A 23,375-nucleotide genomic window follows, 5' to 3' on the forward strand; every position below is an offset into this window, starting at 1 on the left:
AATGCGTGGGCAGTCGAAGCTGCCTCTTGTGCTTTGTGTTGCGTGTGTCGTACTAGTTGTCATGGTTTTTGCACCACATGCTCGGCCGCACGCTGGCGCCGTGCCGCGAGCCGCCGGTAGATCATCGAAAACACAACGGGCACGAAGATCAGCGTAGCTAACGTGCCGACCGTCAAACCACCGATCACCGCGCGCCCGAGCGGCGCATTCTGCTCGCCGCCTTCGCCGAGACCGGTCGCCATCGGCACCATGCCGATCACCATCGCGAGCGCCGTCATCAGTACCGGGCGGAAACGCGTGAAGCCCGCCTCGATCGCCGCGCGCGTCGCGTCGCCGTGTTCGAGCAGTTGTTCGCGTGCAAAGCTGATCACGAGAATCGAGTTCGCAGTGGCGATGCCGATACACATGATCGCGCCCGTCAGCGCAGGAATCGACAGCGTGGTGTGCGTGAGAAACAGCATCCACACAATGCCTGCGAGCGCGCCCGGCAGCGCCGTGATGATGATGAAGGGATCGAGCCACGACTGGAAATTCACCACGATCAGCAGATACACCAGCAGGATCGCAAATACCAAACCGGCGAACAGGCCCGAGAACGAATCGTTCATCGTCTGCACCTGGCCGCGTACTTCGATGGTCGAGCTTTTGGGGAGGTTGGCTTTGGCGTTGTCGATGATCTTGCTGATGTCGTCGGAGACGCCGCCAAGATCGCGGCCGTCGGCGGTGCCGAAAATGTCGATGGTGGTCTGCGCGTTGTAGTGGGTGAGCACCGCGTTGCCCGCTTCGCGTTTCATCGTGGCGAGTGAGCCGAGGATATTGCTGCGGCCGTTGGCATTCAGCGGAATGTTCGCGAGCGATTGCAGCGAATCGATCGTGTATTGCGGCGCTTCCGTGATCACGTTGTAGCTGACACCGTTGCGCGGATTGAGCCAGAACGTCGGCGTGGTCTGCTGGCTGCCGGACAGCGTAATCAGCAGATCGCTTGCGATGTCGCGTTGCGAGAAGCCGGCTTGCTGTGCGCGTGTACGGTCCACGTCGATAAAGATGCGCGGCAAATCGGCGGGCTGCTGGATGCGCGCATCGGCGAGACCCGGCACGGTGCGCAGCCGGTTCAGCAACTGCGCGGCGAACGCGCGATTGCCGGCGACGTCGCGCCCGACGATCTGAATGTCGATCGGCGAGGGCATGCCGAAGTTGAGTGTCTGACTGACGATATCCGCGGGCAGGAAGGCGAACTGCACGCCGGGGAATTCATCGGTGAGCGTGCGGCGCAGCGTGCGCACGTAATCGGCGCTCGGATGATGATCGGGATTCAGCGTGATGAGCACGTCCGAATCCGAGGTGCCGATCGTGCCGGTGTTGCTGTACGAGAGATTAATGCCCGAGACCGGCAAGCCGATATTGTCGATGAGCGAATGCAACTCGCCCGGCGGTATCAGCTGACGAATCCGCGTATCGACCCGATCGGTCACTACTGCGGTTTCCTCGACCCGCATGCCGGTTTTCGCGCGTAGATGCAGCGCAATGGTGCCCGCATCGACTTGCGGGAAAAAGTCGCGGCCGAGAAACGGCATCAGCAGCATCGACGCGCCACAGCAGACGAGGAACAGCGTCACGAACAGACCCGGTCGTGCAACCCGCGCCTCGAGAAACACGCGATAGCGATCGCGAAAACGTGCGAAGCCGCGCTCGAAGGCATAGTGCACGCGCATGAACGGATTGCGCGTTTGCTCGGGCGCGTGATGCAGATCCGCCGGCTTGTGGTGGTGGCGCAGCAGGTACTTCGCCATGGTCGGCACGAGCGTACGCGAGAAGAAATACGAGGCCAGCATCGCGAACACCACCGCTTCGGCGAGCGGAATGAACAGGTAGTGCGCGACGCCCGTCAGCAGAAACATCGGCACGAACACGATGCAGATCGATAAGGTCGAGACCAGAGTCGGAATCGCGATCTGGTGCGCGCCGTCGAGAATCGCCTGCTCCAGCGTCTTGCCCTGCTCGAGTTGATGGCTGATGTTTTCGATCGCCACCGTCGCGTCGTCGACCAGAATACCGACCGCGAGCGCGAACCCGCCCAACGTCATGATGTTGATGGTTTCGCCAAGCATCGACAGCGCGATGATCGAGGTGATCATTGACAGCGGAATCGACACGGCGATGATCAACGTCGCGCGCCAGTTGCCGAGGAACAGCAGAATCATCAGACCGGTGAGACACGCGGCGATCAGCGCTTCGCGCAGCACGCCCTGCACCGAGGCGCGCACGAACAGCGACTGATCGGCCACCGGGTCGATATTCAGCGAAGCCGGCACGAGGTTGCGCAGCGTCGGCATCATCTTCTTGATACGGTCGACGATTTCGAGCGTGGATGTGTTGCCGCTTTTGTTGATGGTCAGCAAGGCGGCGCGCTGGCCGTTCACGCGCACGATGTTGGTTTGCGGCTGGAAGCCGTCGCGCACATGAGCGACGTCGCGGATATAGACGGTGCCGTTAGCCGTGGATTTGATCGGAATGTTATTGAGGCCAGCGAGCGAATCCGGACTGCCGTTCATCTCCACCGAATATTCCGTCGAACCGATTTTCGCGGTGCCGGAGGGCAGGATCAGATTTTGTGCGGTGACGGCGTTGACCACGTCCATTGGCGACAGATTGCGCTCCTGCAGCTTGCGCGAATCGATATCGACCATGATCTGCCGCTGCTTGCCGCCGTACGGCAACGGAGCCGAAGCGCCCGGCACGGTGGCGAGTTGCGTCTTCAGGAAGTTATTGCCGAAGTCGAACAGCTCCTGCTCGGTGAGCGAAGCTGACGACAGCGCGAGGCGCAGGATCGGCACCGTCGAGGCGTTGTAGCGCAGGATATTCGGCGGCGTGATGCCTGGCGGCAGCGAACGCAATTGCGTCTGTGACAGCGCCGTGACTTCGGCGAGCGCTTCATCGATATTCGCGTGCGGCTGGAAAAAGATCTTCACCACTGCGATCCCATTCAGCGAAGTCGACTCCGTATGCTCGATATCGTTGACCGCGGTCGACAGCCCGCGCTCGTAGTTGAGCACGATGCGTTTTTCCATTTCGTCGGCGGGCAGGCCGTTGTACGACCAGATCACCGAAAGCACCGGAATGTCGATATTTGGGAAAATGTCGGTCGGCGTGCGCAGGATCGTCAGCGGGCCGACGATCAGCAAAAGCAGGGCCAGCACGACGAAGGTATAGGGGCGCCGCAGCGCCAGACGAACGATCCACATGGCTAGTGAAGGGGATGAAAGCCGGCGCCGCGGACGTGGCGTGCACAGCGGCCATGAGGCATGCCGCGACGGCGGCCGGCGGTCGCCACGGGCGAATTAAGCGGGTCGTTCTGACGGTGCATGATTTTGATATATCGCCCCGGCTGGGTTTATGATGGTCTCGTTACGACGCTTTACGCCCAGATCATCGGCCCGGCGCGCTGTAATGGGAATAGGGCGAAACGACGGGTGAACAGCCCTGAGTTCGCGCTTTCCATGGCCCCGCAAAACGGGAACAATGACTCGAACCTCTCACGCGTCTTACGCGCAGCAGATTGGGTGCGTACGCAACGTTATCGGCGAAGCGGCGCTTTTATCATCACCTTGACCGGCGCGGAAACCATAAAGCCGGCTATGGGAGAAACGGGGAAACATCATGCAAATCGGTTCCATTGTCCGATCGGTGCATATCGCGGTGCCGCAGGGCGCACGCGGGATTGTCATGCGCATTCTCGGCGACATGGCTATGGTGGCCTGGTATGCCGGCGAACCCGGCACATCGGAGCATCTCAATACTGAACCCTTTTTCCTTGAAGATCTGATCGATACGGGCGAGCAGGTTCGCCCGTCGAGCGCACAGGTGCATTGAAGCTGGTTTGAGTCCGATTCATGGTGGTTGCAGGTGGCAGTTAGCCGCAAGGTGAGCCGACGCCCTCGTCTTTGACGACGGCGCGGCGCACAATGCGGACATGAACGACGACAATCTCGACCCACAGGACGGCGCCGATAGCGCCGTACCTTTCGCCCGGCTCAAGCCGGAAATCGTGCTCGACGCGCTCGACAGCGTGCTCAGCAGCGTCGGTGTGTACACCGACGGTCGCATGCTGCCGCTCAACAGCTACGAGAACCGCGTGTACCAGGTGGGCGTGGAAGACGGCCCGCCAGTGGTCGCCAAGTTCTACCGTCCCGAGCGTTGGACCGACGCCGCCATTCTCGAAGAACACGCCTTTGTTGCCGATCTCGCCGCGCGTGAGATTCCGGCAGTGCCCGCGCGTGTTTTCGAAGGCCGCTCGCTGCATACCTTTGACGGTTTCCGTTTCTCGATCTTCGAACGCCGCGGCGGCCGTGCGCCCGATCTGGACCGGCGCGATACGCTCGAATGGCTGGGGCGTTTCATCGGCCGCATCCATGCGGTTGGACAGACGCAGAACTACACCGAACGTCCTACGCTCGACATCAACACGTTCGGCTACGAGCCGCGCGACTTCCTGCTGTCGCACAACTTTGTGCCCGACGATGTCCGCACCGCCTGGCAGACCGTGGTGAATCTCGCACTTGAGGCCGTCGAGCGCGCCTTCGAGCGTGCCGGCGATATTCGCATGCTGCGAATGCACGGCGATTGTCATCCGAGCAATGTGTTGTGGACCGACGCGGGTCCGCATTTCGTTGACTTCGACGATAGCCGCATGGGTCCGGCCGTGCAGGATTTATGGCTGCTGCTGCCGGGCGATCGCGTCGAGGCTTCGCGTGCGCTGGCGGATCTGCTCGCGGGTTACGAAGACTTCTGCGACTTCGAGCCGCGCGAACTGTATCTCGTCGAAGCGTTGCGCACGCTACGGTTGATTCACTATCAGGCGTGGCTCGCGCGCCGCTGGGACGACCCGGCGTTTCCGGCGGCGTTTCCGTGGTTCAACACGCAGCGCTATTGGGAAGACCGCATCCTCGAACTGCGCGAGCAACTCGGCGCGATGGAGGAAGGGCCGCTCTGGCCGGTTTGAGCGGTAGCGGTCCTACGGCGCCTGCGACGCCACGCTCGACGATTCCACCAGCGTCGATTTGACAATCACTTCGGCGCGCACGTCGCGCCCGATCGCTTCGATCGCGGGACGCATTTTCGCGAAGTCGTCGGGCGTGCAGACCTCGCTATCGAAATGGGTGGCGCCGTCGCGCGTCATCGTCACCACGTTGCTGAGTGGATCGAACGTGTACTGCGACTGGAAATCGACGAAGCGGTCCTGGGTTCGTTTCGCTTCCGGCATTTCCAGCACGTGGAAATTCGCCGGCAATTCAATGCGCGCGCGTTCATGCAGTGCCAGGTTGTGGCAGACGAATGGCTGCGTGCGCTGCCGTTCGCCGAGCCAGTAGCGGGTGTCCGCCTCGAAGCCGCCGGCCATACTCGTCAGCGCCGGAATCGATGCCGCGGCGCCCGGTACCACCAGACTTTCGAGCGTGCCTTTCATCGAGATCGTCAGCGGGCCGTCGGCAACGGTGAGGTCGCTGGTGGTCAGCGTGGCGGTGCCGCGCAGGTTGGCGCTGCGCAGTTCTGCCTGAATTGAATCCTCACGTTGCGCGGGCGTCTGTGTGCGCAACATCGCGCGCGCCTGTTCGGCAGTGGCGCCCGATGCTTCCAGGCGATAGGTGAAGCTCGCCGAGCCATCCGGTTCGACCTTGATCGACAGGTCGGTGCTGCGCGTCATCAACTCGGTGGCCGGCGTTTGTGCGACCACCCCCTGATTGACGAGGACGGTAGGCCGGTTCATATCGGACGACGGCAAAAAACCGAACTCGACATTCGATGCGGTCGAGTCCGCGTATTGTTGCAAATCCGGCAGCCAGGTGATCACGTGATTGATGACGCCATAGCCCGGCACGCTGGGCAACGTGTAAATCGAGCCACTGCTGATCAAGGCCGGCTCGTTGCGAACGCCGATGGCGTCGAGCATCGCGCCGTACAGCGCTACGTGGTCCTTGCAGTCGCCATAACGGTTCGCGAGGATCGCGCTTGCACTGTGCGGCACCACCGAGCCGCGCCCAACGTAGATCGCCACATAGCGGACGTTGCGGCGCACCCAGTCGTACAGCGTTTTGGCTTTGTCGTGCGGGGTGTGGTCGCGCGCGGTGAGGTTTTGCGCAAGACGCGTGACGGCGGTGTCGCGCGCGCTCGGGTCGGCGGCGGACGTCCGGTAGCTGGCGGCGAAAGCGGCGTAGTCCGGAAAGGTCGAGACCATTAGCCGGTCGCCGTACGACACGTACGCGATCGAGCCGCGCTCCAGCCGGCTGAAATGCGCCTTGTCGTAACGGTATTCGTAGCGTGTGCGGCCGTCGCGCGTGACCGGTTGAAGCGCGGTGAAGCCGCGTGCATCGGCATAAAGCGGCTTGCCGGCGGGTAGGTCGTAGATGAGGTGAAAGTTGTGGGTCGGCGCGAGATCGGGCGGTGTGAAGTCGCTGAATTCGCCCAACTCGATCGGCTGCTTTTGCGTCTTGCGATAGGTGAGGTGTACGCGCGCGCCGGGCTCGACGGCGGGGAACACGATCACCTTTTCCTGGATGTCCTGGAACATCGGCGCGTCGAACGAGCGCGCTTCCTGCACGTCGCGGATCTGATCGGGCTGCACGTCGTGACGCACGCCGTCGGCGGTGGTCGTGTAGGCCTCGATGATCTGCACGTCCGCCATATTGCGGTTGAACCAGACGTATTGCTGCGCCACTCGCGCGACGCCTGCTTCGTTGTTCACGTGCAGCGTCATCGAATCGAGCTTCGAGAAGGAGCCGTCGGCGTTGACGGTGAAGGTCTGCGTTTCACCTTCGTTGGTATAGGGATCGTCCAGCTTGGCCGCGATGCTCGCGCTCGCGCCATGAACGCCGGCAAGCCAGCCGAGAGAGGCAAGACAGACCAAAGAGGTGAGGCGCATGGCGGGCAGGTATCCGGAACGGCAACGTTGACGGGATCGCCAGCTAGAGTCGGTTTGCGCCGCCCGGATGTCAAGCGGATACCGAGCATTGCGATTGAGCAAATGCCCTAATTGTGTAATGATATCCATTCTCAATTGAAAGGCATCGCCAGCTTTCTGTCACATTTCTCCTCCTCTGTGACTGCCAGCCAGCCTCTCAGCTGGACGGCCTGGACCGCAAGCCGGGTCTGTCCGGCCTTTCTCTTCGAACTTTCCTTTACCGCTGATGAGAGCGTGCGCCTGGCCGCCGCCCGTTGGCGAGGGTTTAACTTGCTGCGCCTGGAGCATGGATGTGAACGCGCCTGATTCGATCGATATGAAACCTGCTGCTGGTGGCAGCACGCAATACACGGCACATACGTCGGAGCGCGGTCATCATTTGATGGACGACGCCGAGCAGGCGGCGCGGCGCCAGCGTTCGCGGCGGGCGAATTTCATCAAGTGGTTGCGCAAGGTGCACGGCTGGGTTGGCCTGTGGGGCGCGGTGTTGGGGCTGATGTTTGGCGCGACGGGTTTTTTGCTGAATCATCGGGGCGGACCGTTGAAAGTGTCGTCGGGTGAGCCGCAGGTCGAGGAGATGCAGATTTCTGTGCCGCAAGGGCAGCTGAAGTCGCCGATGGAGATGGCGAAGTGGCTCAAGGGTGAGTTGAAGATCGACGGCAAGCCGGGGCGGGTGAAACGCGAGCCGGCACATCCGGTGGCGTGGGGCGATCGCAGCACGATGCAGCCGGAGTTCTGGCAAGTCGGGATTTTTGGGCCTACTCAGAATGTGCAGGCTGAGTATTGGGTTGGGAATGGGTTTGTTGCGGTGAAACGCACGCAGAACTCGTTTCTTACTACGATGAATAATTTGCATCGTGGTGTGGGTTTGAGTGTTGGGTGGGTTTTGTTGATCGATACGATCGCGGGGGGGATGATTTTGCTTTCCCTGACCGGTGTCCTGCTGTGGACTGAGCTGAATAAGCGCCGCGTGGTGGGTGTCATGCTGGTGGGCGGCTCGGTGGTTGCCGCTGTGGTTTGTGGGTTAATGTGACCTGGTTTTTTTGCCTGCGCGGCGCTTGTTGTTTGTGTTCTTAGGGCGTTGGCCTTTCCTTGTTTTGTTAGTGGTCTATTAGTGTTGCCCCTGTGCGGGGCGGCACCTACTTTTCTTTGCCGGCTGCAAAGAAAAGTAGGCAAAAGAAAGCAGCTTAAACCGCTAATACTAAGTGGGCACCGTGGTTTGCAGCGGGTAGTGGTGCATCTGGAATCTGTGTTCGTGCCCCTGCATGCGCTAGTGACAAGGGCGTCATACTTCCGGCGGCGCTGCGCGCGCCGAAGAGCACTTCACAAAACCACCCTCTACGTTTTGACGGCCACGCCTCGCCAACGGGGCGTGGCCGTCCTTGCACTGCCACCACCGAAGCCGTGACCGTGACTATGATTGCGGCACACCGACATATCATTTTAAGTGGGGGTTCCCGGGTGAGTGCAGAGGCGCGTCGCCGAGGCGAAGCCGACGGCCCCCGCTACGCCAACCGAAGCCGGTGGTTTCCCATGCAGACCCGTCCGCGACGCACGCAGTGCGGAGTGGGAGCTGATGACACCTTTGTCACTAACGTCGAATGTGCGAGAACACGGATTCCAGATGTACCACTACCCGCAGCAGACCACGGGACCCACTTAGTATTAGCGGTTTAAGCTGCTTTCTTTTGCCTACTTTTCTTTGCAGCCGGCAAAGAAAAGTAGGTGCCGCCCCGCACAGGGGCAACGCTAATAGACCACTAACAATGCAAGGAAAGGCCAACGCCCCCAGAACACTGACAATGCCGCCGCAAAAGGCAAAAACCTAGACACTACAAGCAGCCCCACCACCAGAAGCAGCAATCTCCCGCGCTGCCTTAGCGCCCTCAACCTGCAATAAAGTCGGCAACGAAACCCCATTCTTAGCCGCAGTAACCTCAGCAAGAATAGAAACAGCAATCTCAGGCGGTGTCCGGCTGCCAATATAAATCCCAACCGGCCCATGCAGCCGGGCCAACTCGGTATCGTTCAGATCAAACTCCTTCAACCGCTCGCGCCGCGCCTGATTATTCCTTCTCGAGCCCAAAGCACCCACATAAAAAGCCGGCGTCTTCAACGCCTCCATCAGCGCGAGATCATCCAGCTTAGGATCATGCGTCAGTGCAATCACCGCACACCGCTCGTCGAGCTTCATCTCGATCACCGTATCGTCCGGCATCGTCCGCACGATCTTCGTGCCGGGAATGCGCCACTCCTCGGTGTACTCCTCGCGTGGATCGCACACGGTGACCTGATAGTCGAGCCCAACCGCGATGTTGCACAGATAGCGCGACAACTGCCCCGCGCCGATCACCAGCATCCGGTAACGCGGGCCGTGAATCGTCAGCAGACGCTCGCCGTCGAAATGCACGCCGTCAGTTGCCAGCGCGGTATCGAGCCGTACTGCGCCCGTCACCATGTCGACTTCGCGTGCCACCAGACGGCCATCCTCCACCGCATGGCACAGATCGGCAATGCCGCTTTGCGGCGTCAAAGGCTCCAGCACCAGCTGGATCGTGCCGCCGCAAGGCAGGCCGAAGCGATGCGCTTCTTCCGCGGTAATGCCGTACTTCACCGCCTCCGGGCGGGTCTGCTCAATACCCTTTTGCCGCACGCGGTCGATCAGGTCGTCTTCGATGCAGCCGCCCGAGACCGAGCCCACCACGAGGCCATCGTCACGCACCGCGAGCATCGCGCCCTCGGGACGCGGCGACGAGCCCCACGTCTTCACCACCGTCACCAGTAGCGCGCGATGCCCCTCTTCCAGCCAACGTGCACTGGACTTCAGGACTTCGAGATCCACGCTGTCCATGATTTCTTCCTTTTCGTTCCGTCGCCGCCGGACTCGGTGTCCGCAGGCTCATTCGATTCTGTATTCTGCGCCGTCGCGTCGGCGGCTGCAGTGTCCCCGTCTTCCGGGGCCGTCGGGCCATCAGCGTCGCCGCCGACCTGCGCGCCGAAGCGCTTGAAAAATTCGCCCGCGATTTTACGCGCAGCGCCGTCGACCAGCCGCGAACCGATCTGGGCGAGCTTGCCGCCGACCTGTGCAGTCGCCGTGTACGTGAGCTTCGTCGCGGTGTCACCCTCGGGTTCGAGCGTGACGTGCGTATTGCCCTTGCCGAAGCCCGCCGCGCCACCCTGACCTTCGAAAACGATGGTGTAGCTGCTCGGCGCCTCGATATCGGTCAGCAGCATACGCCCTTTGAAGCGCGCCTTCACCGGACCGACCGATGCGCTCAACACCACCGCATACGCGTTTTCGCCATCCGGGTCGATGCTTTCGCAGCCGGGAATGCACGCGCGCAGGATTTCGGTATCGTTTAGCGCATCCCACGCGCGCTGCTGGGAAACCGGCAGCGTATGGGTTTCACTTAATTCCATGGCGTTGCTCCTGCAGATGTCTTGGCGGAGACGGTCAAACGAGGCGCGCGCGTAAGTTGTGCGAGGTCGCGGCCGAACGCCGTCAGACTGTCCAGATTGTGAACCGGACGATGTGCGTCGACGTACGGCAGGATCGCCTGCACGCCGCGCGCTTTCGGTGAAAAACCGCTGAAACGCAACAGCGGGTTGAGCCACACGATACGGTATGCGAAGCGGCGCAGACGGGCCATTTCGGTGTCGAGCACGTCGATCGCTTCGTGATCCAGGCCGTCGGTGACGAGCAGCACCGTGGCACGGCCAGTCAGCACGCGACGTGCCCAGCGCCGGTTGAATTCGGCGAGCGCCGCGCCGATCCGCGTGCCGCCCGACCAGTCGACCACCTGATCGGTGAGCGTCGCGATCGCCACGTCGGGATCGCGCTCGCGCAGCGCGCGCGTCGCGTTGGTCAGGCGCGTGCCGAAAAGGAACACCTGCAGACGCTCACGCGATTGCAGAAGCGCGTGGCAGAAGTACAGGACCGCGCGCGAATAGCTGCTCATCGAACCGGAGATATCCAGCAGCAACACGAGCGGCGGTTTGCGTTCCACCACCGCGCGATACTTCCACACCGTCCAGTCGCCACCGGCGCGCACTGCTTGTCGTGCGCTCGCGCGCAAATCGGCATGCGTGCCGTGCGACGCGGCCTTCAGGCGGCGCGTCGGCTCGGTGGCAAGCGGCAGACGCTGGCCGCGGATCAGATGCCGCAATGTTCGCCATTCGTCAGCGGAAAGCGTTTCGAAATCGCGATGACGTAGCCGCTCTTCAGCACTGAAGGTGACGTGCGCGTGTAGTTCGTGTTGTTCGGTTTCCTGTGGCGCCTTGCTGTGCGGCGAGGGGGGCGTGCGCACGGCAAGCGCGTCGGCGAGACGGTTGTTGCGTTTGGGTGGCGGCAACCCGTCGCGGACTTTAGGCAGCAGCAGCGCGCGCAGTTTGCCTTCCCAATCCGGGTCGCGCCAGAACAGATCGAAGGCGGCGTTGAAGAGGTCGCGTTCGTCCGGCGCGGAGACGAGGAGCGTGGCGAGCGCGGCGCGCACATCGTCGCGGCGGCCGAGGTCGATCCAATGCAGTGCGGCGAGTGCGTCGACGGCTTGCGCCGGTGACATCGGCAAGCCCGCGCCGCGCAGCACGCGCACAAAGTGGACGACGTTGTGCGCGAGTGTGGGTGTATTGATCGGAGCGCCCGACGGGTCGATGGAGGCGGTCATCGCCGTTATCCCGGCGTCACGAGACATTGCGCGATCTGCGCGGCGTCGACGCGCGCCAGATCGTCCTGATACTTGAGCAGCACACCCAGGGTGTTCTGTACCGATTGCGGATCGAGCTCCGTTACCGACAACGCTTCCAACGCGCGGCACCAGTCGATCGTTTCGGCGATGCCGGGCGCCTTGAACAGATCCATGCCGCGCAGCCGATGCACGAAATCAACCGCGCGCCGTTGCAATTCAACCGACGTCTGCGGCGCGCGCGCGGCGACGATCTCCAGTTCACGATCGCGCTCGGGATAGCCGATCCATTGATACAGGCAACGGCGTTTCAACGCGTCGTGCACTTCGCGCGTGCGGTTCGACGTCATCACGACGAGCGGCGGCTGCTCCGCGCGCACGGTGCCGTATTCGGGAATCGATACCTGGAAGTCGGACAGCAGTTCCAGCAGAAAAGCTTCGAACGGTTCGTCGGCGCGGTCAATCTCGTCGATCAGCAGTACGCGCCGCGCGCCCGGATGATTTTCGTCGGGCATCAGCGCTTGCAGCAGTGGACGCTTCAGCAGGAATTCGCTGCGATACAGCGTGTCGTTGCCAGGTCGCTCGCCAGCGGCTTCGGCCAGACGCAGCGCCATGATCTGGCGCGGGTAGTCCCATTCATAGAGCGCGCTGGCGGTGTCGAGTCCTTCGTAGCATTGCAGCCGCAGCATCGAGGTGCCGAGCATCCCCGCCGCGGCTTTGGCGAGTTCGGTCTTGCCGACACCCGGTTCGCCTTCGACGAACAACGGCCGCTCCATGCGCAGGGCGAGATACAACGCGGTCGCGAGTTCGCGGCTGGCGAAGTAACTTTGGGCGGCGAGTTGCGCAAGAGTGTCGTCGATTGAAGCAGGCTGCATGGTGTTCCTGACTCTGCATGGTGAAGAGGAAAACGGCGCGCTCGGCCGTGTCACTCATACCGTCGGCGGAACGGAGCGGATGAGCGCGTGCGTCGCGCCATACCGCGGGCGTGATCGAACACGGCTGACGCGCTCCGCCGAGGCACGTCAGCCGCAAACTGCTAGGATCGCTAACCGTTTGCCTTCGTCACCGCTCGCCCGGCTAGCACCGGGATCAGATGTGCGCGATATTCGGCGCTCGCGTGCATGTCGGTGTTCAGGTCGGCGTCGGAGACGGTTACCGCTCGCGCGGCCTCGGGCGTGAAATTCGCCGTCAGCGCGCTTTCCAGTTCCGGCACGCGAAATACGGCAGACGCCGCTCCTGTCACAGCAACACGCACGCCGCTCGCGAACTTCGCGACGAACACGCCGACCAGCGCAAAATGCGAAGCCGGGTTGCGGAATTTCTCGTAGGCCGCGCGTTCGGGCACTGGAAACTCGACGGCCACGATCAGCTCGTCGGGCGACAGCGCGGTCTCATACATGCCGACGAAGAAATCGCTCGACGAAATCCGTCGCCGATCGGTGACGATGGTCGCGTCGAGAGCCATCGCAGCAGCCGGATAGCAGGCGGCCGGATCGTTGTTCGCGAGCGAACCGCCGATGGTGCCGAGTGCGCGCACCTGGCGATCGCCGATGTGCCCGGCCAGATCCGCGAGCGCCGGCAGCACCCGTCGCAGCTCCGCATGATCCGCGACGTCCACATGGCATACGGCTGCGCCAATCGTCACCTTGCCGGCGTCGACGGTGATCGATTTAAGCGCAGGAATCCGCGTCACGTCGATCAGTTGCGACGGCTGCGCGAGCCGCAGACGCATGGTGGGCAATAGGCTTTGTCCGCCGGCAATGAACTTTGCGTCACTGTCGGCGGCGATGGCTGCGGCGGCCGCTTTCGGATCCGTCGCGCGTTGATACTCGAATGAATACATGTCGAATGCTCCGCTCAGGATCTTAGTGGGGTTGCGTGGCAGCATGGATTGCAGACCATACGCGATGCGGTGTCGCCGGCATCTGCAGGTCGGTCACGCCGAGCGGCGCGAGCGCGTCGAGGATTGCATTGATGACTGCCGGTGGCGAACCGATCGCGCCCGCCTCGCCACAGCCTTTCACGCCGAGCGGATTATGCGTGCACGGCGTGCCCTTCGCGGTTTCGACGGTGAAGTTCGGCAGATCGGACGCATGCGGCATCGCATAGTCCATATAGGAACCGGACAGCAACTGGCCGCTTTCGTTGTCGTACACGCAGCGCTCCAGCATCGCCTGCCCGATGCCCTGTGCGAGCCCGCCATGCACCTGGCCTTCGACAATCATTGGATTGATCACGTTGCCGAAATCGTCGACCGCGGTGAACTGCTGGATGCGGCAGACGCCCGTTTCCGGATCGACCTCGATTTCGCAGATGTACGAGCCCGCCGGATACGTGAAGTTGGTCGGATCGTAGAACGCGCTTTCTTCGAGGCCCGGTTCGAGCACGTCGAGCGGATAGTTGTGCGGCACGTAGGCGGCGAGCGATATGTCGGCGAATGCTTTGGTGCGATCGGTGCCCGCGACGCGAAACACGCCGTCCTTGAACTCGATGTCTTCGGCCGCGGCTTCCAGCAGATGTGCGGCGATTTTCTTTGCCTTGGTTTCAATCTTGTCGAGCGCCTTCATGATCGCCGAGCCGCCGACCGCGATCGAGCGCGAGCCGTATGTGCCCATGCCGAACGGAATGCGACCGGTGTCGCCGTGAACGATCTCCACGCTTTCCAGCGCAATGCCGAGCCGGTCCGCGACCACTTGCGCAAAGGTTGTCTCATGCCCCTGGCCGTGACTGTGGGAGCCGGTGAACACGGTGACCGAACCTGTCGGATGCACGCGAATCTGGCCGACTTCGAAGAGCCCGGCGCGTGCGCCCAATGCGCCGGCGATGTTCGACGGCGCCAAACCGCAGGCTTCGATGTAGCACGAGTAGCCGAGGCCGCGCAGCTTGCCGTTCTTTTCGGATTCCTGCTTGCGCGCGGCGAAGCCTTTCACGTCAGCGAGTTCGAGCGCACGGCTGAGCGTGGCTTCGTAGTCGCCGGTATCGTAGGTGAGACCGACCGGCGTGGCATACGGAAACGTGCGGATGAAGTTGCGCCGCCGGATTTCCGCTGGATCGAGTTTCATCTCGCGCGCGGCGGTTTCGACCAGACGCTCGACCACGTACGTCGCTTCCGGACGGCCTGCGCCGCGGTAGGCATCGACCGGGACGGTGTTGGTGAAGACCGCTTTCACCTCCGCGTAAATGGCGGGCGTTGCGTACTGGCCGGCGAGCAGCGTCGCGTACAGGATGGTTGGCACGCTCGAGGCGAAGGTCGACAGATACGCGCCCATGTTGGCGATCGTATGAATGCGCATCGCGAGGAACTTGCCGTCGGCGTCCATCGCCAGTTCGGCCTTGGTCACGTGATCGCGGCCGTGCGCGTCTGACACGAAGGCTTCCGAGCGCTCGGCGGTCCATTTGATCGGACGGCGAATCTTCTTCGATGCCCACGTCAGCGCGACATCTTCGGCATACAGGAAAATCTTCGACCCGAAGCCGCCGCCGACATCCGGTGCGATCACGCGCAGTTTCGATTCCGGCAGCGACAGCACGAACGCGGCCATCAACAGGCGTTCCACGTGCGGATTCTGATTCGCGACGTAGACCGTATAGCTGTCGTCCTGCACTGAGTAGCTTGCGTTGACCGCGCGCGGTTCGATCGCGTTCGGGATCAGGCGGTTGTTGACGATGTCGAGCGTGGTGACGTGCGCGGCTTTGGCGAAGGCGGCGTCGGTCGCGGCTTTGTCGCCGTGGCCCCAGTTGTAGCAGACGTTGTCCGGCACCTCGTCGTGAACCGCGGCCTGGCCCGGATCGGCCGCGTGTGCGGTGTCGACCACGGCCGGCAGCACGTCGTAGTCGACCTCGATCAGTTCGGTGGCGTCTTTCGCGGCCTTGATCGAGTCGGCGATGACGAGCGCGACCTGATCGCCGACATGGCGTGCTTTCGTGTGCGCGATGATCGGATGTGGCGGCTCGTTCATCGGCTTGCCGTCGGTGCTGTGAATCAGCCAGCCGCACGGCAGTCCGCCGACGCTGTCCGCGGCCATGTCCGCGCCGGTGAAAATCGCGACGACGCCGGGCGACTGTTTGGCGGCAGTGGTGTCGATGCTGTTGATTTTTGCGTGTGCGTGCGGCGAGCGCAGGAATACCGCGTAGGTTTGCTGCGGCAGGACGATGTCGTCGGTGTACTGACCGTTGCCGGTGAGGAAACGATAGTCTTCCTTACGTTCGACGGAAGTACCGATGAGGTGGGTGTCGGGTGCGTTCATCGTCGGCTCCTCAGGCGGTGGCGGGCGCAGTGGCCGCGGCGGTGGCGTTGGCCGTGCCGGCGGACTTCATGCCTTCGGCGCCTTCGAGCACTGCTTTGACGATGTTGTGATAGCCCGTACAGCGGCAGAGATTGCCGTCGAGCTGGGCGCGCACGTCGTCGCCGGTGAGATTGGGTTGGCGCTCGACGAGCGAGACCGCGCTCATCACCATACCGGGCGTACAGAAACCGCACTGCAGACCGTGGCAGTGTTTGAAGGCGGCTTGCATCGGGTGCAGGGCGCCGTCTTTGGCGAGTCCTTCGATGGTGGTGATGGTTGCGCCTTCGGCCTGGACCGCGAGGATGTTGCAGGATTTGATTGCGCGGCCGTTCAGGTGGACCGTGCATGCGCCGCACTGGGCCGTGTCGCAGCCGATGTGCGTTCCTGTGAGGCGAAGTTGATCGCGCAGGAACTGGACAAGCAGGGTGTTAGGGTCGATTGAGGCGCTGATGGGCGCGCCGTTCACCGTCAGACTGATGCTGATCGCCATGAAGTTGTCTCCTTATGGGGTGAAACCGGACCTTTGTTTTTTCCTGCCTTCAGCTGCCTGTTCGTGGGGTCCGATTAGGGTGCTGCGGGTTTACTTTTTTTATGGGTCTGCCGAAAAGTAAAGCACAAATTGGGTGGGGGCGCTATTGGGTTGTGTGCCTGCTCGGCGGGGTTTGGGGTGGTTTTTGCCCGTTCGGGCTGGGGATTGGCTGGCGGCGTGGGTTTTGGGGTTTTTGCCTTCGGCGGGGTTTGGTTGCCTGCTCGGCGCTTTTGTCAGTGTTCTTGGGGCGTTGGCCTTTCCTTGAATTGTTAGTGGTCTATTAGCGTTGCCCCTGTGCGGGGCGGCACCTACTTTTCTTTGCATGCCGCAAAGAAAAGTAGGCAAAAGAAAGCGGCTTAAACCGCTAATGCTAAGGGGGCACCGTGGTCTGCTGCAGGTAGTGGTGCATCTGGAATCTGTGTTCGTGCACCTGCATACGCTTGTGACAAGGGCGTCATACTTCCGGCGGCGCTGCGCGCGCCGAAGAGCAGTTCATAAAACCGATCGCTGCGTTTTGACGCCAACGCCAACGGCAGATGCGAACGTGACTGGGATTGGGGCAGAGGGGAGCGGGAGGGGCGGTGATTCAGCACGCCGACATATCGTTTGAGGCGGGGGGCGCCGGAGAGTGCAGAGGCGCGTCGCCGAGGCGAAGCCGACGGCCCCACGGACCTCAACCGAAGCGTGGTTTCCCATGCAGACCCGTCCGCGACGCACGCAGTGCGGAGTGGGAGCTGATGACTCCTTTGTCACTAGCGCGGAATGTACGAGAGCACGGATTCCAGATGCGCCACTACCCGCAGCAAGCCACGGTGCCCACTTAGCATGAGCGGTTTGAGCCGTTTTCTTTGCTTATCTTTCTTTGCGGCGGCAAAGAAAGTAAGTGCCGCCCCGCACAGGGGCAACACTAATAGACCACTAACAATTCAAGGAAAGGCCAACGCCCCAAGAACACTGACAAAAGCGCCGAGCAGGCAAAAAAACCTTCATTTCGCCAACTTCGAATGCCGCCGCGAATAGCCAAAATAAACAACCATCCCAATCAGCAACCAAACAACAAACGCCACCCAGGTGACAACCTGCAAATTCACCATCAAAAACAAACACGAGGCGACAGCCAGCACCGGCACCACTGGCACACCAGGACATCGAAACGCCCGCGGCAACTCAGGATGCGTCTTCCGCAAAACCAGCACCGCAATGGACACCATCGAAAACGCGGCCAACGTGCCGATATTGATCAGCTCAGCCAGCACATTCAACGGCACCAGCGCACCAATCAGCCCGAAGAAAATCCCCACGAGCCACGTCGTAAAGAACGGCGTCGCAAACTTCGGATGCACACGGGAAAGCCGCGCCGGCAACAACCCATCCCGCGACATCGCGAAAATCACGCGCGTCTGGCCATACGCCATCACCAGAATCACCGTCAGCATGCCCAGCACGGCGCCAAGGTCGATAAAGCCCGCCACCCACTTCTGACCCGCCACCTGCAACGCGTACGACACCGGGTGCGAAATGTTCGCGAACTGCGCCGACGGCACGATGCCGGTGACCACAGCCGCCACAGCGACATACAGCACCGCACACACGCCCAGCGACGCAATGATCCCAATCGGCAGATCGCGCTTCGGATCCTTCACTTCCTCCGCTGCGGAAGACACCGAATCAAATCCGATGAACGCGAAGAACATCACCGCCGCCGCGCCGAACACGCCGTTCCAGCCGTTCGGCATAAACGGATGCCAGTTCGCCGGCGTCACGTGGAAAACACCCACGCCGATCACCAGCAGCACCACGATCACCTTGATCGCCACCATGATGTTGTTGATCCGCGCGGATTCACGCACGCCAAGCGACAACAGCGCCGTGATCGCCATCATCACGAGGAAAGCGGGCAGGTTGAACCATGTCTCGTGCCCAGGCAAAGCGCCCGGCGCCGCCGTCAGCGCAACCGGCAAGCTCACGCCGAAACCCGACAGCAGCGATTGCAGATAGCCCGACCAGCCGACCGATACCGCCGACGTTGCCAGCCCATACTCAAGCATCAAGTCCCAGCCGATGATCCACGCGGCCAGTTCGCCAAGCGTCGCGTACGAATACGTGTAGATGGACCCCGCAACCGGAATCGTCGATGCGAACTCGGCATAGGCGAGCGCGGCGAACCCGCAGGCAATCGCCGCGATCAGGAACGACACCATCAGCGCCGGGCCGGCCTGAACGGCGCCCGTGCCGGTCAGCACGAAAATGCCGGTGCCGATAATGGCGCCGACGCCGAGGAAAGTCAGATCGAGTGCGCCGAGCGCCTTCTTCAAGCCGGCGTTCTGAGCGCTCGCGGCGATCATGTGCTCGACGCTCTTCTTGCGGAACAGGGACATTGGCGGTGGGTCTCCAGTAGTGCACGCATCTTGCGCGCCGAATGTCAGGGGAAACCCGCGATTTTAACGGATGCGCGCCTTTGCACCATTTTGGGACGGCGTTTTTAGCGTCTGAAGAGGAGGCGAAAAATGCCTGATGAAAGCGATTTGGCTGTGACGTTCGTCTAGGCACAACGCGCGGGGAAAAGCTTTCGCGCGCTGCACGCCCAGTCCGGTGGAGTCGCGCCCTTGCGATCGCATCCGCGCTGGTCGGACGCTACTTAGCGATCTGGGGAAGAAAGCTTTAACCGGCCATCGCCGGATTCAAGTCGACGAGACGGTTGCTCATCACATAGAAGGTCAGTTCGGCGTTATTGCGCAGCTTCATCTTTTCGAGCAGCCGGGTGCGGTACACGCTGACCGTCTTCACCGACAGCGATAACGTCATGGCGATATCCGTCAGCCGCTTGCCGGACGCGAGCATGCATAGCGTCTGGTATTCGCGATCCGAGAGCTTTTCGTGCGGCAATTGTTCGCCGTCGAAGGAGACGTAGTCAGCCAGCGCTTCGGCCATGGCCGGGCTGACGTATTTGCGGCCCGCCGCAACCTGCTGGATCGCGCCGATCATCTGCGCGGCGTCGACCGTCTTCGACAGGTAACCGGCGGCGCCGGCCTTCAGCGCGCGCACAGCGTACTGGTCCTCGCGGTACATCGAGAACATCAGTACGGCCACGCGCGGCGCTTTGCGCTTCAAACGCTTGAGCACTTCGACGCCGTTCATGTCCGGCAGCGAAATGTCGAGCAGCACCACGTCGTAGCTATGTTGGGAAACGGCCTCGAGTGCTTCGGCGCCGCTTTGCGCCTCGGTGACTTCGCGTGCCACGCCTCGGTCGAGCAGCAACTGGCGGACGCCCTGGCGAACCACCGCATGGTCGTCGGCGAGCAGGATGCGCAGGCTCATAATGGCGTGCTCACGATTGCAGCGCGCGACGCTCAGCGCCTGGTGCGCTCGCCAGCATCGCATCCCACGCAAAGCGCGCCTGCACGAGCGTGCCGCGCGACGCGGTGCCGCTGTCGCCGCGGCCTGAGCCGAGTCGCCGGGCGCTGATCCGCAGCGTGCCGTCGAAGGCGGCGCAGCGCGCCTGCATGCCGCTCAGGCCGAAATGGCCGCGACGGCTGCGGGCGGTGCGTGTCAAGCCGATGCCGTCGTCGCTGATGATCAACGTCAGGTGGCGGCGGCCGGCCTCGATCCGCACGTCGGCGGATTCGGCGCGTGCGTGCTTGGCAATATTGTTCAGTGCTTCCTGGGCGACCCGGAACACGGCTAGTGCCGCGTCGGTGGGCAGGCGCGTGAGCCGCACATCGGCGGCGCAGACGAAACTCGTACGCAGGTTTGTGCGCGCGGCGAAGTCGCCAGTCCATTGCGCCAGCGCGCCGACAATGCCCGCCTCGAGCGACGGCGCATGCAGTTCCGCGACGGCCTGGCGGCTGGCGGCGCACACAGCGTCGAGCGAGCGATTCGCAACGGCGAGCGCGGCCGCGCACTGCGGCGGCGCATCGGCGGGCAGCCAGGTTTCGACGCCGGCAAGGGCGAAACGCGTCGCGGTCAGCTCGGCGCCGACGCCGTCGTGCAACTCGCGCGCCACATGGCGGCAGGCAGCCTCCTGCGCCTGAACGAGCTCGGCCGATAGTTGGCGCACGCGGGCGCGCAGTTGCGCGAGTTCGCGCTCAGCAGCGCAGGGCGGCGCGGCGTGTGCAAGTGAAGGCGAAATGTGAGCGCTAATCGGGACGACGGTCGACGTATCCATGACTTTCCCTCTCAGGAAGCAGTGCGAACGGCGAAGCGGGTGCGCATCGGCGGCGCGAAGACGAAAGAACGCATGCGAGTCTCTGGCCTCCAGTGACGTCCTTTCGCGTCGTCCGCGACGGACAAATCGCTACGGCGCGCCGTAACGAAATTTACATTCAGTAACATGCTGATCGTACTGCGGCCGACGTTTAAAGCGACCGATCATGCGCCGCGATGATATCTCATTAAAAGAAAAAATGCAGGTGCACCAAGGGTTAGCGCCTACATTTCACGCAACGGTTGATGTTTTGCAACGCACGCAATGTAGGAATAATGCTGACACCAAATGTCAGGACGATGGCTTCGATTTGTAACTGAGAAACAAAAAAGGAGCCCGAGGGCTCCTTTCTGCTGAGTACGCGGCGTGGGCCGCTCAATTTGCGCGTCTGCTTAGCCGACGAACGCCTTTTCGACCACGTAGTGACCCGGCGCATTGTTGCTGCCTTCCTCGAAGCCGAGGTCGTCAAGCAGCTTGCGCGTGTCGCGCAGCATATGCGGGCTGCCGCACAGCATCACACGGTCGTCTTCGAGTGAGAAGCCCGGCACGCCGAGGTCGGCGAACAGCTTTTCGGTTTCGATCAGTTCGGTGATACGGCCGCGGTTCTGGAACGCTTCGCGCGTCACCGTCGGGTAGTACAGCAGCTTTTCCTGCACCAGCTCGCCCAGATGCTCGTGCGCCGGCAGGTGATCGGTGATGTATTCCTTGTACGCCAGCTCGTCGACGAAACGGCAGGTGTGCGTCAGGACCACGCGCTCGTAGCGCTCGTAAATGTCCGGATCTTTAATGATCGACATGAACGGCGCGAGACCGGTGCCGGTGGACAGCAGCCACAGCGTCTTGCCCGGCAGCAGGTTGTCGGCCATCAGCGTGCCGACCGGCTTCTTGCCGATCAGGACTTCGTCGCCGACCTTCAAGTGCTGCAAACGCGACGTGAGCGGGCCGTCCTGCACCTTGATGCTCAGGAATTCGAGATGCTCTTCGTAGTTCGCACTCGCAAGGCTATAGGCGCGGATCAGCGGCTTGCCGTCGACTTCGAGGCCCACCATCGTGAACTGGCCGTTTTCGAAACGGAACGACGGATCGCGCGTGCAGGTGAAGCTGAAAAGCGTATCGGTCCAGTGATGGACGCTCAGGACTGTTTGTGGATTCAGGTTGCTCATGGCTTCTTGGATAGTGCGAAAACAAAGGCGGCCAGTCGTTTTAGCCGGCCGGCACGGCAAGGGCGATGCTGCGCTAACCCGAGATCGGGAATCACGCGCAATCCGCTATTTTACCGCGCCCGCTGCCCGAGGGTTCTGGCGCGGCGGTTGAGCGTGGTGAAGCGGGTTACCGGACCTGGAAGCGCCGGCGCCGGCGGTTGTGACGATCGGCGTCGCGAAGTACGTTGGCGTGGGTGCAGCCGCGCTTCAGCAAGGGTACGGCGATGGGCGAAAACCGCGCAGGGCGGCAGCCATCGGCTGTCCGGCATGCGCCGGATAGGCGCGCCGCGCGGGCAACATTTTCAGGATGATACCGAAACCTGCCGTGCACCGCAGCATTGACCCTGCTGATAAAACTGGCAAAAGGGCGGGAGATCGGTGCGTAAGGTGAGGAAATTGGGCCGTAAAGGCGAGATGTGCAGGGCGAGTGTGCTCACTTCCGTTTGAGCTGCCTGGTGTTGCCATGTTGGTACACAAAGGCTGATTGGTGCTCGGGCAAGCAGCTGGAATCCATCGTGAAATAAGGCTTCCAGCGGTTTCTGTTTTGATTACGCCGGAGCCGCCACACGCTTCTTGCCGCGCTGCTTCAGCACTCTCGCCTGCAGCACGATCACCAGCAGCAGGAACACCCCGCGAATCACCGATTGCCAGTATGCCGACAGGCTGATGAACCCCAGGCCGTTTTCGAAGTTCAGCAGATTGAACACCAGCCCAAGCAGCAGCACGCCGGCGATCGTCATCGCAATCGAGCCTTCCCCGCCGGTGAGCAAGGTGCCGCCGAGCACCACCGCGGAGATTGCGAACAGTTCCCAGCCGACGCCTTCGTTCGGCTGACCGGCGCCGAACTGCGCGGCCAGGATCACGCCTGCCATGCCGGCGAGCAGGCCGCTTACGGCATAGGCCATCACCAGCGTGCGGTCGACGTTCAGGCCCATTAGCCGCGCCGCTTCCTCGCTGCCGCCGATGGCCAGCGAATGCCGCCCGAAACGCGTGCTGCGCAGCGCGAGCCAGCCGGCCACGGCGGCGACCACCGCGACGATCCCTGGGATCGGCAGGCCGAACAGATCGCCTTGACCGAAGTTGCCGAAGTTCGAGTCCGCGGCAATCGACACCGCATCGTTCTTGCCGAGCAGCAGCGCGACACCGTGCGCGCCGAGGCTGGTCGCGAGCGTCACGATGAATGGCAGGATTTTCAGCCGCGTGATGATCAGGCCGTTGAGCACGCCGACCGCCGTGCCCGCCGCGCAACCGGCCACGACCGCGACCCAGCCGCCGTACACGCTGGTCAACGCGGCGACGACGCTAGCGAGAGCCGCCACCGTGCCGACCGACAGGTCGATCCCGCCCGTGATGATCACGAAGGCCATGCCGATCGAGATCAGCGCGAACATCGAGTTGTAGCGCCAGAACGAGGTGATGTTGTAGGCCGAGCCGAAATGGTCGTAGCGCACGAGGCCGAGCACGATGAGCGCGACGAGAGCGAGCAGGATAGGAAGGTTCTTTTTCATCGCATCGGGTCC

17 protein-coding genes are annotated in these 23,375 nt (G+C 62.3%); 3 read left to right on the forward strand and 14 right to left on the reverse strand.

Features of this window, described 5'->3' with window-relative positions:
• Nucleotides 1-59: 59 nt before the first annotated feature.
• Nucleotides 60-3,242: an efflux RND transporter permease subunit gene (locus PQQ86_RS00660; protein ID WP_408264125.1), complete on the reverse strand. Its 3,183-nt coding sequence runs from the start codon at nt 3,240-3,242 to the stop codon at nt 60-62.
• 415 nt (nt 3,243-3,657) lie between these two features.
• Between PQQ86_RS00660 and PQQ86_RS00665 the strand changes: the two genes are divergently transcribed.
• Together PQQ86_RS00665 and PQQ86_RS00670 are read left to right on the forward strand one after the other, a co-directional pair.
• Entirely contained in the window at nt 3,658-3,870 is a 213-nt protein-coding gene (locus PQQ86_RS00665) for a hypothetical protein (RefSeq protein ID WP_035554043.1), read from the forward strand.
• Nucleotides 3,871-3,970: 100 nt separating this feature from the next.
• Nucleotides 3,971-4,999, forward strand: a complete 1,029-nt coding sequence (locus tag PQQ86_RS00670) for a serine/threonine protein kinase (protein ID WP_408264127.1) — start codon at nt 3,971-3,973, stop codon at nt 4,997-4,999.
• Nucleotides 5,000-5,011: 12 nt separating this feature from the next.
• On the opposite strand, the gene PQQ86_RS00675 is transcribed toward PQQ86_RS00670, so the two are convergent.
• Nucleotides 5,012-6,913, reverse strand: a complete 1,902-nt coding sequence (locus PQQ86_RS00675) for a DUF3857 domain-containing transglutaminase family protein (protein ID WP_408264128.1) — start codon at nt 6,911-6,913, stop codon at nt 5,012-5,014.
• 331 nt (nt 6,914-7,244) lie between these two features.
• Here PQQ86_RS00675 and PQQ86_RS00680 point away from each other — a divergent pair, with 331 nt between their 5' ends.
• Complete coding sequence (locus tag PQQ86_RS00680; RefSeq protein WP_408264130.1) at nt 7,245-7,985, forward strand: PepSY-associated TM helix domain-containing protein; 741 nt, start codon at nt 7,245-7,247, stop codon at nt 7,983-7,985.
• A gap of 792 nt (nt 7,986-8,777) precedes the next feature.
• Here the strand turns inward: PQQ86_RS00680 and PQQ86_RS00685 are convergent.
• The 12 genes from PQQ86_RS00685 to PQQ86_RS00740 all read right to left on the reverse strand — a co-directional run bounded on the left by PQQ86_RS00685 (nt 8,778) and on the right by PQQ86_RS00740 (nt 23,363).
• A complete protein-coding gene (locus PQQ86_RS00685; protein ID WP_408264132.1) occupies nt 8,778-9,803 on the reverse strand; it encodes an XdhC family protein in 1,026 nt (341 codons plus the stop codon).
• On the reverse strand, nt 9,776-10,372 hold the full coding sequence (locus PQQ86_RS00690) for an SRPBCC family protein (protein WP_408264134.1): 597 nt from the start codon (nt 10,370-10,372) through the stop codon (nt 9,776-9,778). The genes PQQ86_RS00685 and PQQ86_RS00690 overlap by 28 nt, the downstream gene beginning before the upstream one ends.
• The gene (locus PQQ86_RS00695) at nt 10,363-11,616 is read right to left on the reverse strand and encodes a vWA domain-containing protein (RefSeq protein WP_408264135.1); all 1,254 of its coding nucleotides are present in this window, start codon (nt 11,614-11,616) and stop codon (nt 10,363-10,365) included. The genes PQQ86_RS00690 and PQQ86_RS00695 overlap by 10 nt, the downstream gene beginning before the upstream one ends.
• Before the next feature lie 5 nt (nt 11,617-11,621).
• Nucleotides 11,622-12,509, reverse strand: a complete 888-nt coding sequence (locus PQQ86_RS00700; RefSeq protein ID WP_408264137.1) for an AAA family ATPase — start codon at nt 12,507-12,509, stop codon at nt 11,622-11,624.
• A 170-nt stretch (nt 12,510-12,679) separates the two neighbouring features.
• A complete protein-coding gene (locus PQQ86_RS00705) occupies nt 12,680-13,477 on the reverse strand; it encodes an FAD binding domain-containing protein (RefSeq protein ID WP_408264139.1) in 798 nt (265 codons plus the stop codon).
• 22 nt (nt 13,478-13,499) lie between these two features.
• The gene (locus PQQ86_RS00710; protein ID WP_408264140.1) at nt 13,500-15,881 is read right to left on the reverse strand and encodes a xanthine dehydrogenase family protein molybdopterin-binding subunit; all 2,382 of its coding nucleotides are present in this window, start codon (nt 15,879-15,881) and stop codon (nt 13,500-13,502) included.
• Between the two features lie 10 nt (nt 15,882-15,891).
• Entirely contained in the window at nt 15,892-16,410 is a 519-nt protein-coding gene (locus PQQ86_RS00715) for a (2Fe-2S)-binding protein (protein WP_408264142.1), read from the reverse strand.
• Nucleotides 16,411-17,435: 1,025 nt separating this feature from the next.
• Nucleotides 17,436-18,827, reverse strand: coding sequence for a branched-chain amino acid transporter BcaP (bcaP, locus tag PQQ86_RS00720; protein ID WP_408264144.1), 1,392 nt, complete (start codon nt 18,825-18,827; stop codon nt 17,436-17,438).
• 283 nt (nt 18,828-19,110) lie between these two features.
• The gene (gene rqpR, locus PQQ86_RS00725) at nt 19,111-19,767 is read right to left on the reverse strand and encodes a response regulator transcription factor RqpR (RefSeq protein WP_408264145.1); all 657 of its coding nucleotides are present in this window, start codon (nt 19,765-19,767) and stop codon (nt 19,111-19,113) included.
• 10 nt (nt 19,768-19,777) lie between these two features.
• Entirely contained in the window at nt 19,778-20,614 is an 837-nt protein-coding gene (locus PQQ86_RS00730) for a sensor histidine kinase (RefSeq protein ID WP_408264147.1), read from the reverse strand.
• Nucleotides 20,615-21,045: 431 nt separating this feature from the next.
• On the reverse strand, nt 21,046-21,816 hold the full coding sequence (locus PQQ86_RS00735) for a ferredoxin--NADP reductase (RefSeq protein WP_408264149.1): 771 nt from the start codon (nt 21,814-21,816) through the stop codon (nt 21,046-21,048).
• Nucleotides 21,817-22,403: 587 nt separating this feature from the next.
• On the reverse strand, nt 22,404-23,363 hold the full coding sequence (locus tag PQQ86_RS00740) for an ABC transporter permease (protein WP_408264151.1): 960 nt from the start codon (nt 23,361-23,363) through the stop codon (nt 22,404-22,406).
• Between the last annotated feature and the right edge of the window lie 12 nt (nt 23,364-23,375).

Source organism: Paraburkholderia sediminicola (genome assembly GCF_046026675.1).
In the GTDB taxonomy this organism is placed as follows: Bacteria; Pseudomonadota; Gammaproteobacteria; order Burkholderiales; family Burkholderiaceae; genus Paraburkholderia; species Paraburkholderia sediminicola_F.

Excerpts from the sequence above, each read along its gene's own strand:
- PQQ86_RS00660 (WP_408264125.1), bottom strand. The coding sequence starts at position 3,242 with ATGTGGATCGTTCGTCTGGCGCTGCGGCGCCCCTATACCTTCGTCGTG.
- PQQ86_RS00705 (WP_408264139.1), bottom strand. The coding sequence starts at position 13,477 with ATGTATTCATTCGAGTATCAACGCGCGACGGATCCGAAAGCGGCCGCC.
- PQQ86_RS00665 (WP_035554043.1), top strand. The coding sequence starts at position 3,658 with ATGCAAATCGGTTCCATTGTCCGATCGGTGCATATCGCGGTGCCGCAG.
- PQQ86_RS00690 (WP_408264134.1), bottom strand. The coding sequence starts at position 10,372 with ATGGAATTAAGTGAAACCCATACGCTGCCGGTTTCCCAGCAGCGCGCG.
- PQQ86_RS00730 (WP_408264147.1), bottom strand. The coding sequence starts at position 20,614 with ATGGATACGTCGACCGTCGTCCCGATTAGCGCTCACATTTCGCCTTCA.
- PQQ86_RS00685 (WP_408264132.1), bottom strand. The coding sequence starts at position 9,803 with ATGGACAGCGTGGATCTCGAAGTCCTGAAGTCCAGTGCACGTTGGCTG.
- PQQ86_RS00670 (WP_408264127.1), top strand. The coding sequence starts at position 3,971 with ATGAACGACGACAATCTCGACCCACAGGACGGCGCCGATAGCGCCGTA.
- PQQ86_RS00735 (WP_408264149.1), bottom strand. The coding sequence starts at position 21,816 with ATGAGCAACCTGAATCCACAAACAGTCCTGAGCGTCCATCACTGGACC.
- PQQ86_RS00710 (WP_408264140.1), bottom strand. The coding sequence starts at position 15,881 with ATGAACGCACCCGACACCCACCTCATCGGTACTTCCGTCGAACGTAAG.
- PQQ86_RS00715 (WP_408264142.1), bottom strand. The coding sequence starts at position 16,410 with ATGGCGATCAGCATCAGTCTGACGGTGAACGGCGCGCCCATCAGCGCC.
- PQQ86_RS00700 (WP_408264137.1), bottom strand. The coding sequence starts at position 12,509 with ATGCAGCCTGCTTCAATCGACGACACTCTTGCGCAACTCGCCGCCCAA.
- rqpR (WP_408264145.1), bottom strand. The coding sequence starts at position 19,767 with ATGAGCCTGCGCATCCTGCTCGCCGACGACCATGCGGTGGTTCGCCAG.
- bcaP (WP_408264144.1), bottom strand. The coding sequence starts at position 18,827 with ATGTCCCTGTTCCGCAAGAAGAGCGTCGAGCACATGATCGCCGCGAGC.
- PQQ86_RS00675 (WP_408264128.1), bottom strand. The coding sequence starts at position 6,913 with ATGCGCCTCACCTCTTTGGTCTGTCTTGCCTCTCTCGGCTGGCTTGCC.
- PQQ86_RS00740 (WP_408264151.1), bottom strand. The coding sequence starts at position 23,363 with ATGAAAAAGAACCTTCCTATCCTGCTCGCTCTCGTCGCGCTCATCGTG.
- PQQ86_RS00695 (WP_408264135.1), bottom strand. The coding sequence starts at position 11,616 with ATGACCGCCTCCATCGACCCGTCGGGCGCTCCGATCAATACACCCACA.